Raw genomic sequence first — 14672 nt, 5'->3', positions numbered from 1 at the left:
TTCGCCGCACCGGCATGCCGGCGCCGCGGTCGCGGCCTCTTCGAGAAGCGCTGCGGACATGGTAGACGCGCCGCAGCGCAGCGCGCGCATCTGCATACGTATTCATCGCCTTGGCCGCAGCGGGCTCGCAGCGCCTCGCTATAGTCGCCGCAGGTGCAACGGCCGCCTTGGGAGGGGATATGCCGCAGCTTCATGCCATGCCACGCATGCGTCCGTCGCCGCCCCTGCGGATGCTGCTCGCGGCCGCGCTGTTGTGCATCGCACCGCTGCTGCGCGCAGAACCGAAGACCGTGGCCAGCGTGGACTCGCCGGGCAAGGTGCTGCAGGTCGCACTGCAACTGGACGACGGCAAGCCGAGCTACCGCGTGCAACGCCTGGGCGACACCGTGATCGGCGAATCCAGGCTGGGCTTCCAGTTGCGCGACGGGCGCCTGGACCGCGATCTGGCGGTGCTGGCGCAAGCCATGCGCAGCGTGGACGAAACCTGGGAGCAGCCGTGGGGCGAGCGCCGCTACGTGCGCAACCATTACAACGAATTGCGCGTGGAGCTGGGCGAGCGCAGCGGACTGCGGCGGCGCTTCACCGTGGTGTTCCGGGTCTACGACGACGGCCTGGGCTTCCGCTACAGCTTCCCGCAGCAAGCCGGCCTGCGCGAAGCGATCATCGACGAGGAACTGACCGAGTTCGACATCGTGCCGGAGGCGACCGCGTGGTGGATCCCGGCCGGCGAGCCGATCCACTCCGAATACCTGTACCGGCAGACGCCGCTGAACCAGGTCGCGCTGGCGCATACCCCGATCACCTTGCGCAGCCGCGACGGATTGCACATCGCCCTGCACGAAGCCGCCCTGGTCGATTACGCCGGGATGTGGCTGCGCCGCGGCGACGGCCAGCGCCTGCACGCGCAGCTGTCGCCGTCGGCGCAAGGCTGGAAGGTCAAGCGCAGCCTGCCGTTCGACACGCCGTGGCGCACCGTGCAGATCGCCGACCACGCCGGCGGCCTGGTCGACTCCAATCTGATCCTCAACCTCAACGAACCCAATGCGCTGGGCGACGTGCGCTGGGTGCATCCGGCCAAGTACGTGGGCGTGTGGTGGTCGATGCATTTGAACCAGGAAACCTGGGCGACCGGGCCGAAGCATGGCGCGACCACCGCCAACACCCGCCGCTACATCGACTTCGCCGCCGCGCACGGCTTCCGTGGCGTGCTGGTGGAAGGCTGGAATCCCGGCTGGAACGGCGAATGGTTCGGCAACGGCGGCGGCTTCGATTTCACCCGGCCAACCCCGGATTTCGACATCGAAGCGCTCAGCGCCTATGCCGCCAAGCGCGGCGTACACCTGATCGGCCACCACGAAACCGGCTGCGCGGTGCAGCACTACGAAGACCAGCTCGATGCCGCCCTGGAGCTGTATGCGCGCCTGGGCGTGGACACGTTCAAGACCGGCTACGTCTGCGACGACGGCCAGGTGGATCGGCGCAATGCGGCCGGCGGGCCGCTGTGGCGCGAATGGCACGACGGCCAGTTCATGGCGCAGCATCACCTGAAGGTGGTGCGCGCAGCGGCGGCGCGGCACCTGTCGGTCAACGCGCACGAGCCGATCAAGGACACCGGCCTGCGCCGCACCTATCCCAACTGGCTGTCGCGCGAAGGCGCGCGCGGCATGGAATACAACGCCTGGGGGCAGCCGCCGAACCCGCCCGAGCACGAGGTCAACCTGGTCTTCACCCGCATGCTGGCCGGGCCGATGGACTACACCCCGGGCATCCTCAGCCTGAAGGGCCGCGACGGCCAGCCGATCCCGAGCACGCTGGCGCGGCAGCTGGCGCTGTACGTGGCGATCTACAGCCCGATCCAGATGGCCGCCGACCTGCCCGAGCATTACCTGCAGCACCGCGACGCGTTCCGCTTCATCGAGGACGTGGCGGTGGACTGGGACGATAGCCGCGTCCTCGACGGCGAGGTCGGCGACTACGTGACCATCGTGCGCAAGGACCGCCATAGCCGCGACTGGTACCTGGGCAGCATCACCGACGAACACGGCCGGGTGCTGCCGGTGTCGCTGTCGTTCCTGGAGCCGGGTGTGCGCTACCGCGCCGAGATCTACCGCGACGGCGACGCCGCCAACTACCGCAGCAACCCGTTCGACTTCGTGCGCGAGCAGCGCGAGGTCGGCAGCGGCGATGATCTGCAACTGAAGCTGGCGCCGGGCGGCGGCCAGGCGATCCGCTTCACGCCGGTGGACGCTGCGGCCGCTGCCGGCGGCAATTCGGCGGCACGTCGCTAGCGCATTTCCGCTGCAAACACGGTCACGCGGTGATAGGACTTGTGTGCGACTTCAGTCGCGACGGGCTTCGCCGGGAATGCCTGTCGCGGCCGAAACCATTCCCCAGCCTGCAACAGCCGCGAGAAAAGCATATTCAGTCGCCCGAGCATGCTACGCGCGAACGCATGCCGCCCTGGCCCATGGCAATGGCTGCGCCTCGTATCTGCACCTTTCCCCCAGGCATCGTCCCTGCGCATCCGCACGCGTCGATCGCCACCACCGGTTGCATACCGCGCATCCACGCACTTCGCCGCGCACTGAGCGCGAAATCCCCCCGACACCGACCTCGCGATCACGACGCTCTCGTTTCACCGCCATCGCCATCGCCATCGTGGAATCGATTCCAATGCGATGAAACCCAGTGAATACGTATGCAGCCGGCGGTCGCGGCGGATCGCGGTGTCTACCATACGTCGCAGTCGCGTCGCCGAACAATGGCGGCGCGATCCCTACATTCGGTCGATGTACCGGATCAGAAAAATTCGCAAGACAACATTGCCTGGGAGGGGAAAATGTTGAACCACAAGCGCAATGCGCTGACGCTGGCCTTGGCCATCGCCATGACGCCGATGCTGGCCGCCGCACAGTCCCAGACGCCGCCCGCCGCCGCCACCACAGCTGCCGACGGTCCGGTCACCGAACTGGACAAGGTCGAGGTGACCGGCATCCGCCGCGGCATCGAGAACGCGATCGCGATCAAGCAGGATTCGACGTCCATCGTCGAGGCGATCTCGGCCGAGGATATCGGCAAGCTGCCCGACGTGAGCATCGCCGAATCGCTGGGCCGCCTGCCCGGCCTGGCCGCGCAGCGCGTGGCCGGGCGCGCACAGGTGATCAGCGTGCGCGGCCTGTCGCCCGACTTCGCCACCACCCTGCTGAACGGCCGCGAAGTGGTCAGCACGGGCGACAACCGCAGCGTCGAGTTCGACCAATACCCCTCGGAACTGGTCAACGGCGTGACTGTGTACAAGACTCCCGACGCAGCGCTGGTCGGCCAGGGCCTGTCGGGCACCATCGACATGCAGACCGTACGCCCGTTGAGCTTCCCGGACCGGGTGATCGCCGTCAGCGGCCGCCTGCAGAAGACCTCACTGGGCAAGGCCGCCGATGTCGACGCATTCGGCAACCGCTTCAGCGCCAGCTACATCGACCAGTTCTTCGACAAGACTCTGGGCATCTCGATCGGCTATGCGCACAGCGACAACCCGATCCAGGAGAACCAGGTCGGTCTGTACGAACCCTGGACCACCGAGCATACCGACGCCGGCGATCGTGCCGGCGTGGCCCCGGGCACCTATTTCTCCGACGGCATCAAGGCGTTGCGCCGCACCGGCAACAACAAGCGCGACGGCGTGATGGCCACCGTGCAGTTTCGTCCGTCCAACGCGTGGACCAGCACCTTCGATGCATTCCATACCGAAGCCGAGCAGATCGACACCGCCAACCAGTTCGAGCTGAGCCTGAGCGGCAATGGCGAGGATGCCAACGATCCGAATGCGATCCTGCCGGTCTTCAGCAACGTCGGGCGTAACGCCGATGGCAGCTTCACTGGCGGCACGATTTCCAACGCGTATCCGCTGGTGCGTGGCATGTACAACAAGCGCAAGGACAAGATCGATGCGTTTGGCTGGAACAACGCGTTCAACTTCGAGAGCGTCAAGCTGGTAGCCGACCTGAATTACTCCAAGGCCACCCGCAAGGAGACCAACCTGGAGAACAATCTCCAGCTTGTTCCGCGCCCGCAGTTCGACACCATCGGCGTCACGGTCAACCCGAACGGCTTCTCGCAGATCAGCCCCGGCTTGGACTACTCCAACCCCGATGCGCTGTTGCTGACCAACACCATCTATGGTTCCGGCTACGGCAAGGTGCCGCAGATCGAGGACCGCCTGAAGGGCGTCCGCCTGTCGGCTGCCTTCCCGGTACCGCAGGCCTTGTCATGGTTCTCGGATGTCGATGTGGGCGTGAACTACGCCGACCGGCGCAAGCAGAAGACCCAGGCCGAAGGCAACATCCTGCTCGGCGCGCAGGGTGATACCAGCATCGCCAGCGACCTGCAGTACGACCCGGTCAACCTGGGCTTCGCCGGCATCGGCTACATCCCGGCCTGGAACGTCCCGGCTGCGGTTGGACGCTACATGACGTTCAATCCGGTTACCGACCTCGACTACCTGATTCCGAAGTCGTGGACCGTGCAGGAAAAAATCACCACCGCCTGGCTGCGCGCCAACATCAACACCGATATCGGCGAGGTCGCCGTGCGCGGCAACATCGGCGTGCAGATGCAGCGCACCGATCAGAGCTCGCAGTCCAGCTACTTCGATCGCTCGCGCCCGGCTGGCCAGAACGTGCTGCCGATCGATGCCGGCAAGACCTACAACGACTGGCTGCCGAGCTTGAACCTGGCCTTCACATTCCCGCACCAGCAGACCCTGCGCTTCGCCGCCGCCAAGCAGGTCGCACGCCCGCGCGTGGACCAGCTGCGTGCCGGCCTGGAGTTCGGTGTCGACACCTCCACCGGCAGGCCCGGCGGCAGCGGCGGCAACCCGTTGCTGGATCCGTGGCGCGCCACCGCGCTGGACCTGTCATACGAAAAATATTTCGACGAAAAGGCCTACGTGGCCGCGGCGATCTTCTACAAGGATCTGAAGAGCTACGTCTATACGCAGTCGCGCGACGACTACGACTTCTCCGACCTGGTCGCCAGCTATGTGGTGCCGCCGGGCATGACCGCCCCGGTGCAGACCATCGGCACCTTCTCCTCGCCGCAGAACGGCAAGGGCGGCACCCTGCGCGGCCTGGAACTGACCGCCTCGCTGCCGCTGGACATGCTGACCGACGGCCTGCGCGGTTTCGGCATCCAGGCCAGCGCCACCTTCAACGACAGCGATATCAAGATCCTCGACCCGGAAAGCGCCTCCAGCGTTGGTTCGGATCCGATCAGCCTGCCGGGCCTGTCCAAGCGCGTGTACAACTTCACCGCCTACTACGAGCGCAACGGCTTCGAAGCGCGCGTCAGCCAGCGCCGGCGCTCGGACTTCATCGGCGAGATCGGCAACTTCAACGGCAACCGCACCCTGCGCTACGTAGTCGGTGAGAACGTGACCGACGCGCAGCTCAGCTACACCTTCGGCAACAGCAGTACCTTGAGCGGACTAACCCTGCTCCTGCAGGCGAGCAACCTGACCAACGAGGCGTACCGCACCTATGCCGGCAGCAAGGACCGCCCGCTGGAATACACCGAGTGGGGCCGCACCTACGTGCTCGGGGTGAACTACACGTTCTAGGCCAACCCAGGGTGCCTGCAGCAAGCCCGTCGGCGCCATGCCGGCGGGCTTTTCTTGCAGTATCCGCTGCGCAGCGGCGTCCATACTGAAGAATTAGGCCTCGCTGCCCGGCAAGCCGGGCAGCGGGCCAGAGGGCGCAGCGACGGCTACACGCCTTCCAGGCACATCATCGCGTAACCGGGCAGCTGCAGGCCGCCCTCGCGCTTGCCTGGGTCGATGCCAGGGACTGCCAGCGCCCGCCATTGCCCCTCGGGCAGCGCCACCTCGGCGGCTTGCGCCGACAGATTGAACGCCAGCAGCAGCGTCTGCTGCGCATGCCGGCGCTGGAACATCAGCACCGGCTCGGCGGTCTCGGCGAACACGATATCGCCTTCGCGCAAGGCCGCATGCTGTTTGCGCCAGGCCTGGAACTGCCGGAACGCGAGCAGCACCGAATGCGGATCGGCCAGCTGCGCCGCCACCGATTGCGCGCGATGCGCCGGCGCCACCGGCAGCCAGGGCTTCCCGGTACTGAACCCCGCTTGCGCGCTGTCGTCCCATGGCATCGGCGTACGGCATCCATCGCGGCCCTTGAAGCTCGGCCAGAACGCGATGCCATACGGATCCTGCAATGCCTCGAACGGCACCTCGGCCTCGCCCAGGCCCAACTCCTCGCCCTGATAGACGCAGACCGAACCGCGCAACGCGCATAGCAACGCGAACAGCAGCCGCGCCAGCGCCGGCGTCTGCGCGCCGCGCCCCCAGCGCGTCAGCGCACGCGGCACATCGTGGTTGGAAATCGCCCAGCACGGCCAGCCTTCGGTCATCACCGCCTCGAGGCGCGACACCGTCTCGCGGATGTAGCGTGCGCTGAAATCGTCGGTCAGCAGCTCGAAGCTGTAGCCCATGTGCAGATGCCCGGCCCGCGTGTATTCGGCGGTGGTGGCGAGCGAGTCCTCCGACGAGATCTCGCCCAGGCTCACCGTTCCGGGATAGCGATCGAGCAGACCGCGCAGCTTCTGCAGGAACGGCAGATTCTCCGCCTGCGTGTTGTTGTAGTAGTGGTACTGGAACGCATACGGATTGTCCGGACTGAAGCCCCGCCCTAGCCGCTTTTCCGGGGGCTTGGGCGGATTGTCCCGCAGCAACGGATCGTGGAAGCAGAAGTTGATCGCATCCAGCCGGAACCCATCGACCCCGTGCGCGAGCCAGAACGCGACATTGTCCAACGCGGCCTGCTGCACCTCGGGATTATGGAAGTTCAGATCCGGCTGCGACGACAGGAAGTTGTGCAGGTAGTACTGGCCGCGACGCGGCTCCCACTGCCAGGCGACGCCGCCGAAGATCGACATCCAGTTGTTCGGCGGCGTGCCATCCTCGCGCGCATCCGCCCACACGTACCAATCAGCCTTGGGATTGTCGCGGCTCTGCCGACTTTCCTTGAACCATGCGTGCTCCACCGACGTGTGGCTGAGCACCTGATCGATCATTACCTTCAGGCCCAGCGCATGCGCCTTGGCCAGCAAGCGATCGAAGTCGGCCATCGTGCCGAACAGCGGGTCGACCTCGCGATAGTCGGCGATGTCGTAGCCGAAATCGGCCATCGGCGACTTGAAGAACGGCGAGATCCAGATCGCGTCCACACCAAGCGACGCGATGTAGTCCAGCTTGCGCACGATGCCGGGCAGATCGCCGATGCCATCGCCGTTCGCATCGAGAAAGCTGCGCGGATAGATCTGATAGATGACGGCACCGCGCCACCATGCAGCCTGAGTCATGCAACGCCCCCCTTCGGGCAGAGATCGCGTGCGCAGTGGGCACGCGGAAAGCTGCGTTAGGGTAACCTCGATGTGCGAATTGCAGAGGTGCTTGCATACGTATTCAGCGCAGCCGCACATCGGTACATGGGAGCCGCCTTGGTAATTATCGGACCACCAGACGCTGCAGCGCTTCCCGCGTTCCCTCCAAGACGCGTTGCTCCGGCAGATGTCGTCATCCCCATTTGCATCAACGCCAATTCTTGTCGATTCCCTGGGAAAGACTGTTCTCGGTCCCCAATCGTCGTGTCGGCGATCGGGTCGTTCACCCTGTCGGTCGACATCGAAGTTGTGGAGATCGCCGATCGCCAAGGCTGGCTGTCGGGCGAGCATTTCAGCGTGGACGGGACGCTGGTCCAGGCCAGGGCCAGGCACAAGAGCTTCAAGCGCAAGGACGGCGATGACGGAGGGCGGCGATTTCCGTGGGCAGTCCCGCAGCCAAGGAGCGGCTTCAGTCGCGACGGGCTGTCTCAGCAAAGCCCGGCCGCGGCTGAAGCCGCTTCCTACAAGGGATTTCAAGACCCGCAAGCATCCGAACGCACTGCACTGGCGCCGCCGCAACCCGCTCCCTTCGCCCCAAACGCAACGGGCGCCCTGCGGCGCCCGTTGCTCTACGTCGTAACGGCCGGCGCGAACGCCGAACCGGCTACGCGCGCGCTTGCTCAATGGCCGAGCTTGGCCTTCAGCGCCGCAATCAGCTTGACCGGCGCATCGCCGCTGGCCGGCAGGCCGCGCGGGTCGACCGCCGACACGTACACCCCGGCATCCACCGCGACCACGCGGATCAGGAAGTTGCTGCCTGCGTAGGCCACGTCGTAGGAACCGAGCACCTGCGCGCGGCTGGCGATGGTGACGCCCTCGATGCCGCCCAGCGCGTCGCCGACCTGGCCGAACACCTGGTCGCGCGCGCCCGGCACCACGAAGCCGCTATTCGACGCCGCCGGTACCTTGCCCGGCGCGCTGCTGGCGCCGGGGCGCTGCGCGGCCGAGGCCAGCGCCGGCACCTTCATCGCCGCCGAGGTGTCCGGCTCGGTCAGGTCCGGCGGCACTTCCAGCGGACGCATTTCGGGGGCCAGCGCGTAGTCGCCGCGCGGCTTGCCCTTGTGGAACCAGCTGCAACCGCTGGTGGCCGCGACCATGGTGGTCGCCAGCACGGCGGCCGACAGCACGCGGACGTAGGGAACGGAAGCATGCATCGATAAATCTCCTGAGGTCAGGCCGCGAGCGTTTCGCGGCTGGATAGTTCTTCCAACGCGGCTGCGTCGGCGGCGAGACGGTCGGCCGTGGCGTGGTGCGCCGCGGACAGCGGCAGTAGCGGCAGCCGCAGGCCCTGGCCGATACCGACGCGCTGCAGCAGCGCCTTGACCGGGATCGGGTTGGATTCGATGCCGCAGAAGGCATGGAACGGCTGCAGCCGCGCATCCCAGGCCTGCGCCGGTTCCACCTGGCGCGCGCGCGCCAGGTCGCACAGGCGCCGGTAGGCGCCCGGCAAGGCATTGGAGGCGACCGAGATCAGCCCGTCGTAGCCGCCGAGCATGGCCTGCGCGGCGCTGCCGTCGTCGCCGCTGAGCACGGCGAAGCCGTCGCTGCGCAAGGCCAGCAACGCGGCGATGCGCTGCGGATCGCTGCTGGCTTCCTTGATGCCGACGATGTGCGGATGCTGCGCCAGTTGCGCCACCGTCTCCGGCAGCAGGTCGCAGCCGGTGCGCCCGGGCACGTTGTACAGCACCACCGGCAGGCCGCCGTGTTCGGCCACCTGCAGGTAGTGCGCGAGCAGGCCGGCCTGGGTCGGGCGCACGTACGGCGGCGCCACCACCAGCGCGTACTGCGCGCCGTTGGCCGCGGCGCGGCGGGTCAGCGCGACGGTCTTGGCGGTGCCGGACAGGCCGGTGCCGGCCAGCAGCGGCACGCGTCCGGCGAGCGCCTGCGCCGCTTCGCGCAGCACCAGGTCGTACTCCTCGTCCAGCAGCATGGCCGCCTCGCCGGTCGATCCCGCCACCACCACGCCCTGCACGCCGCCGTCCAGCTGGCGTTTGAGCAGGCGCTGCCAGGCGTCGAGGTCGAGGTCGCCATTGCCCTGGAAGGGCGTGGCCAGGGCGGTGATGATGCCGGAGAGGGACAAGATGCCGGATGCTCGCTGTGAAGATGAAGGGCCGCGTGCGGCCTGCACGGACGGGATTCGTCCCGCATGTTACTTGCGGCCTGAAAGCGCGGGCAAGTATGCTGCATACTGCACCGAGCGACCGCCCGGACGCCGTTCAGCCTTACGCAATGCCGGAAGCCCCTTTGACAGACACCACGCCCCGGCCCGCGCCGACCGAAAACCACCTCCTGATCAACGCCTATACGACGCATCCGGAGTCGCCGCTATTGCCGGTGACGCGGCGCATCGCCGACAGCGGCTGCAATCTGGTCGATGCGCGCCTGGCCACGGTCGGCCGCGACGTGTCGGTGACCGCGCTGGCGACCGGCTCGTGGGACTCGGTGGCCAAGCTCGAGGCCATGCTGACCCGGCTCGACCGCGAGGAAGGCATGAAGCTGGTGTGGTACCGCACCGGCGCCAAGCAGGCGCAATCCAACCTGCTGCCCTACATCGTCGAGGTCATCGCCGCCGACAAGCCGGGCATCCTGTTCCAGCTGGCGGACTTCTTCGACCGCCAGGGCATCACCATCGAGAACCTGCAGAGCACCCGCTACCGCGCGATGCAGACCGGCGCGGAGATGTTTTCGGCGCAGGTGACCATCGGGGTGCCGGCGAACATGCACATCGCCGCGCTGCGCGACGACTTCCTCGAGTTCTGCGACCACCTGAACCTGGACGCGATCATGGACCCGATGAAGTTCTGAGCGGTGCTGGACATCGACGCAGTCGAACGCAGATGATGGCGATGCACGCGGAGGACACCCGATGAAGGACGGCGACACCCTGGACCGCACCACGCTGGCATTGCCGCTGGCCTTGTCCGGCGGCGCCAGCGCCACGCTCGGCGATTACGCCGGCCGCTGGCTGGTGCTGTATTTCTATCCGAAGGACAGCACCCCCGGCTGCACCACCGAGGGCATCGACTTCAACGCGCTGCTGCCGCAGTTCGAGCAGGCCAACGCCGCCGTGCTCGGCGTCTCGCGCGATTCGCTGAAGTCGCACGACAACTTCTGCGCCAAGCAGGGCTTCCGCTTCCCGCTGGTCAGCGACGCCGACGAGGCCCTGTGCCGCGCGTTCGACGTGATCAAGGAAAAGACCATGTACGGCCGCCAGGTGCTCGGCATCGAGCGCAGCACCTTCCTGATCTCGCCCTCGGGCCGGCTGCTGCGCAGCTGGCGCAAGGTCAAGGTTCCCGGCCACGCCCAGGCCGTGTTCGACGCGCTGCAGGCCGCCGCCCAGCAGTGATCATTCGCGTTTCCCGCACGCCGCATCACCCTGCCCTGCGCAGGCCGTGATGGTCTTTCCCTGTCCCATTCCCAGGAATCCACGATGACCCGAGGCAAGCGCATCTACGTGCTGGATACCAACGTGCTGATGCACGACCCGACCGCGCTGTTCAAGTTCGAGGAGCACGACGTGTTCCTGCCGATGCAGGTGATCGAGGAGCTGGACAACGCCAAGAAGGGCATGTCCGAAGTCAGCCGCAACGCGCGCCAGGTCAGCCGTTTCCTCAACGAGCTGATCGAAGGCGCCGGCGCCGAGCAGATCGAATCGGGCATCCCGCTCAGCCATCCGCAGGGCATCCAGCTCAAGAGCAGCGGCAGCATCGGCCGGCTGTACTTCCAGACCCGCCCGGTCGAGCCCGGGCGCAGCTTCGGCACCGTGGCGCCGGACAACAAGATCCTGGCCGCGGTGCTGGCGCTGCGCGAGGACGGCCCGGAAACGCCGGTGATCCTGGTCTCCAAGGACATCAACCTGCGGATCAAGGCGGCGATCAGCGGCCTGATCGCCGAGGATTACGAGAACGACCGCGCGCTCGACGATTTCAGCCTGCTGTACACCGGCGCGATCGAGCTGCCGGAGGATTTCTGGCAGAAGCACAACCAGGACCTGCGCAGCTGGAGCGACAAGGGCCGCACCTGCTACGAGATCGCACTGGCCGAGGACGAGGACTGGTATCCGAACCAGTACCTGTACCTGCCCGGCAACGACGAAGTGGAACTGCGCGTGGTCAAGGTCAGCGGCGAGCGCAAGGCGACGCTGGCGCTGGTCGACGATTTCCGCAGCGGCCAGCACGCGGTGTGGGGCATCGCCGCGCGCAACCGCGAGCAGAACTTCGCGCTCAACGCGCTGATGGACCCGGAGATCGACTTCGTCACCCTGCTCGGCACCGCCGGCACCGGCAAGACCCTGCTGGCGCTGGCGGCGGGACTTGCGCAGACCATGGACCAGCAGCGCTACCGCGAGATCATCATGACCCGCGCCACGGTCAGCGTCGGCGAGGACATCGGCTTTTTGCCCGGCACCGAGGAAGAGAAGATGACACCGTGGATGGGCGCGCTGACCGACAACCTGGAAGTGCTCACCCACAACCAGGAAGGCGGCGCCTGGGGCCGCGCGGCGACCAACGACCTGCTCGCCAGCCGGATCAAGATCCGCTCGATGAACTTCATGCGCGGGCGCACCTTCCTGTCGCGTTACCTGATCCTGGACGAAGCGCAGAACCTGACCCCGAAGCAGATGAAGACGCTGATCACCCGCGCCGGCCCCGGCACCAAGATCGTGTGCCTGGGCAACGTCGAGCAGATCGACACGCCGTACCTGACCGAGACCACCTCGGGCCTGACCTATGCGGTGGACCGGTTCAAGGCCTGGCCGCACAGCGCGCACGTCACCCTGCGCCGCGGCGAGCGTTCGCGCCTGGCCGACTACGCCTCGGAGGTGCTGTGAACGCCGCCAGCGCCCGCCTGGCCGGCGCGGCGCTGGCGCTGGCGCTGCTCGGCGCATGCACCACCACGCGCGGGCCGGCCAGCGTGCCGACCGCGATCAAGGCCGGGCAGTCGTGGGTCGTCACCCGCAACAGCACCGCCGCGCAGGTGCTCGACACCTGCTCGCGCGACAGCCCGGCGCGCCACGACGGCGCGGTGAGCGGCTATTGGGTGCCGAGCGTGGAGCAGGTCGCGCAGCTGGAAACGCGGCTGGCGCAATTGCAGCCCGGGATCGCCGATCCGGGCAGCTACGACCGCCAGTACGTCGGCATCCTCTACCGCGGCACGCAGGCGATCTACGTCAACGCGTTCAAGCCGCACGACGACAGCGCGCTGGACCCCAGCGTCGATGCGGTGCGCGTGTGCGGCGGCGGCGGCGGCTTCTGGGGCGCGGTGTTCGACCCGGCCAGCGGCACCTTCTCCGAGATCGCCGTCAACGGCGCGAAGTAGGCCGCAGCGCATGCGCCGGCAGCCCTCGCCCAGCCCGTCGCGCGCCGCGCGCCGCAGCGGCACATGAACTTCGAACTGCCGCGCTGGGCCTGGGCGTTCGCCGGCGCGCTGGCCTGCGTCGCCGGCATGGTCAACGTGGTCGGCTACCTGGGCTTCGAGCACCAGGCGGTGACCCACCTGACCGGCACCACCACCCTGCTCGGCGCGGCGCTGGCCGATGGCGACATGCGCGTGATCGGGCAGCTGCTCGGCGTGGTCCTGGCCTTCCTCGGCGGCGCCGTGCTCAGCGGCATCGTGGTGCAGGACAGCCGCCTGCGCCTGGGCCGCCGCTACGGCGTGGCGCTGGCGCTGGAGGCGCTGCTGCTGCTGGCGGCGATGCAGGCGTTCAAGCAGCAACAACTCCTCGGCGCGCTGTTCGCCGCCAGCGCCTGCGGCCTGCAGAACGCGATGACCACCACCTACAGCGGCGCGGTGGTGCGTACCACCCACCTGACCGGCATGTTCACCGACCTGGGCATCGGCCTGGGCCAGGCGCTGCGCGGCCTGCCGCTGCCGCGGCGGCGCATCCGCCTCAGCCTGCTGATCATCGGCGGCTTCCTGCTTGGCGGCGTGCTCGGCGCCTGGGCCTACCGCCATGTCGGCTTCGATGCGCTGCTCGCGCCGGCGCTGCTGACCGGGCTGGTCGGAACGAGCTATGCGCTGCAGGCCCACTACCGGCGCCACGAGCGCTGAACGCGCAGTCGCCAAGCCGCGGCGGGCGCTGCACAATCGGCGCATGAGCGCACCCTCCGTCGTCTCCGCCCTGAGCATCGCCGGCACCGATTCGGGCGGCGGCGCCGGCATCCAGGCCGATCTGAAGACCTTCGCCGCGCATCGCGTGCACGGGCTGTCGGCGGTGGCCGCGCTGACCGCGCAGCACACCCGCGGGGTCGGCGCCGTGCACGTGCCGCCGCTGGCGTTCCTGCGCGCGCAGATCGACGCCTGCTTCGCCGATTTCGATATCGGTGCGGTCAAGCTCGGCATGCTCGCCAATGCCGCGGTGATCCACCTGGTCGCCGATGCATTGCAGGAATACCGCCCGCCGTTCGTGGTGCTGGACCCGGTGATGGTCGCCACCAGCGGCGCCAGGCTGCTCGAGGACGACGCGCTGGATGCGCTGCGCCAGCGCCTGCTGCCGCTGGCGACGCTGGTCACCCCGAACACGCCGGAAGCGCAGTTGCTGCTGGGCCGTGCGATCGAGAACGCCGACGATGCCGAACACGCCACCGCCGCGCTGCTCGAGGCCGGCGCGCAGGCGGTGCTGCTCAAGGGCGGCCACCTGGCCGAAGGCCATCGGGTGATCGACCGCTACGACGACGGCGTCAGCCGCAGCGAATTCAGCCACGCGCGGCTGGAACTGCAGGCGCACGGCACCGGCTGCACCCTCGCCGCGGCGATCGCCGCGCAGCTATGCCAGGGCCTGGCGTTGCCGGTGGCCTGCGAAGCGGCGATCGACTACGTCGCCCGCGCGCTGCAGGGCGGCTACCGCCCCGGCCGCAGCGAGGTGGTGGTCCTGGACCACTTCGGCGCCGCGCGCCACGCATGAGCATGCACGCATGCATCGAGCCAGCCGCTGCCGGCCGGCGCCGGCGACGGCCAGCGCTGGACCGTAGCTTGCGCGCATCCCCACGGCGCCGCGCCAGGCGCTGCTGTGGCTGCCCGCGCTCGGCGTGGCGGTGTTCCTGCACGCCGCGCACGCTCGAGGTGCAGTCGCTGGATGCGGCGCAGCTGGGCACCGCTGCCGACCATTTCGCCTGGATGCAGCCGCCGGCGGCGGTGGCGCAGGCCCTGCTCGGCGCCGCAGAATGAATTTTCTCCGTGCAGGGCATTGACGGGTCCAGGGGACTCGGTAATAATTCCGC

The 14672-nt window shown here is 67.8% G+C and carries 12 protein-coding genes and 1 pseudogene; 10 read left to right on the top strand and 3 right to left on the bottom strand.

What is annotated here, in order from left to right; genetic code table 11:
- Positions 1-179: 179 nt before the first annotated feature.
- Both FZ025_RS18360 and FZ025_RS18355 read left to right on the top strand, forming a co-directional pair.
- Positions 180-2288 carry a glycoside hydrolase family 97 protein gene (locus tag FZ025_RS18360; protein WP_386269098.1) on the top strand — a complete coding sequence of 703 codons (2109 nt, stop codon included), beginning with the start codon at positions 180-182 and terminating at the stop codon, positions 2286-2288.
- 551 nt (positions 2289-2839) lie between these two features.
- Positions 2840-5614: a TonB-dependent receptor gene (locus tag FZ025_RS18355; protein WP_046978204.1), complete on the top strand. Its 2775-nt coding sequence runs from the start codon at positions 2840-2842 to the stop codon at positions 5612-5614.
- A gap of 146 nt (positions 5615-5760) precedes the next feature.
- On the opposite strand, the gene FZ025_RS18350 is transcribed toward FZ025_RS18355, so the two are convergent.
- The gene (locus tag FZ025_RS18350) at positions 5761-7371 is read right to left on the bottom strand and encodes an alpha-glucosidase (protein WP_046978205.1); all 1611 of its coding nucleotides are present in this window, start codon (positions 7369-7371) and stop codon (positions 5761-5763) included.
- Between the two features lie 324 nt (positions 7372-7695).
- On the opposite strand from FZ025_RS18350, the pseudogene FZ025_RS18345 reads away from it, so the two are divergent.
- Positions 7696-7821: pseudogene (locus FZ025_RS18345) on the top strand (IS5/IS1182 family transposase); the annotation flags it as partial.
- Positions 7822-8072: 251 nt separating this feature from the next.
- Here FZ025_RS18345 and FZ025_RS18340 read toward each other — a convergent pair.
- Together FZ025_RS18340 and dapA are read right to left on the bottom strand one after the other, a co-directional pair.
- Complete coding sequence (locus tag FZ025_RS18340) at positions 8073-8606, bottom strand: hypothetical protein (RefSeq protein ID WP_046978206.1); 534 nt, start codon at positions 8604-8606, stop codon at positions 8073-8075.
- 17 nt (positions 8607-8623) lie between these two features.
- Positions 8624-9532: a 4-hydroxy-tetrahydrodipicolinate synthase gene (dapA, locus tag FZ025_RS18335; protein ID WP_104558680.1), complete on the bottom strand. Its 909-nt coding sequence runs from the start codon at positions 9530-9532 to the stop codon at positions 8624-8626.
- A 149-nt stretch (positions 9533-9681) separates the two neighbouring features.
- Between dapA and FZ025_RS18330 the strand changes: the two genes are divergently transcribed.
- From FZ025_RS18330 to FZ025_RS18300, 7 genes are all read left to right on the top strand, one after another.
- A complete protein-coding gene (locus FZ025_RS18330) occupies positions 9682-10257 on the top strand; it encodes a glycine cleavage system transcriptional repressor (protein ID WP_087943489.1) in 576 nt (191 codons plus the stop codon).
- Between the two features lie 61 nt (positions 10258-10318).
- A complete protein-coding gene (locus FZ025_RS18325; protein ID WP_104558679.1) occupies positions 10319-10798 on the top strand; it encodes a peroxiredoxin in 480 nt (159 codons plus the stop codon).
- Between the two features lie 84 nt (positions 10799-10882).
- The gene (locus FZ025_RS18320) at positions 10883-12283 is read left to right on the top strand and encodes a PhoH family protein (protein WP_046978208.1); all 1401 of its coding nucleotides are present in this window, start codon (positions 10883-10885) and stop codon (positions 12281-12283) included.
- A complete protein-coding gene (locus tag FZ025_RS18315; RefSeq protein ID WP_046978209.1) occupies positions 12280-12771 on the top strand; it encodes a hypothetical protein in 492 nt (163 codons plus the stop codon). Before FZ025_RS18320 ends, FZ025_RS18315 begins: the two co-directional genes overlap by 4 nt.
- Before the next feature lie 63 nt (positions 12772-12834).
- A complete protein-coding gene (locus tag FZ025_RS18310) occupies positions 12835-13503 on the top strand; it encodes a YoaK family protein (RefSeq protein WP_046978210.1) in 669 nt (222 codons plus the stop codon).
- Between the two features lie 43 nt (positions 13504-13546).
- The gene (gene thiD, locus FZ025_RS18305; RefSeq protein WP_046978212.1) at positions 13547-14356 is read left to right on the top strand and encodes a bifunctional hydroxymethylpyrimidine kinase/phosphomethylpyrimidine kinase; all 810 of its coding nucleotides are present in this window, start codon (positions 13547-13549) and stop codon (positions 14354-14356) included.
- 68 nt (positions 14357-14424) lie between these two features.
- Positions 14425-14619, top strand: coding sequence for a hypothetical protein (locus tag FZ025_RS18300; protein ID WP_146093570.1), 195 nt, complete (start codon positions 14425-14427; stop codon positions 14617-14619).
- Positions 14620-14672: the final 53 nt, after the last annotated feature.

The sequence above is a fragment of the Xanthomonas hyacinthi genome, assembly GCF_009769165.1.
Lineage (GTDB): Bacteria > Pseudomonadota > Gammaproteobacteria > Xanthomonadales > Xanthomonadaceae > Xanthomonas_A > Xanthomonas_A hyacinthi.
Note: the sequence above shows the minus strand (reverse complement) of the source record. Positions and strands in the feature narration are given on the sequence as shown.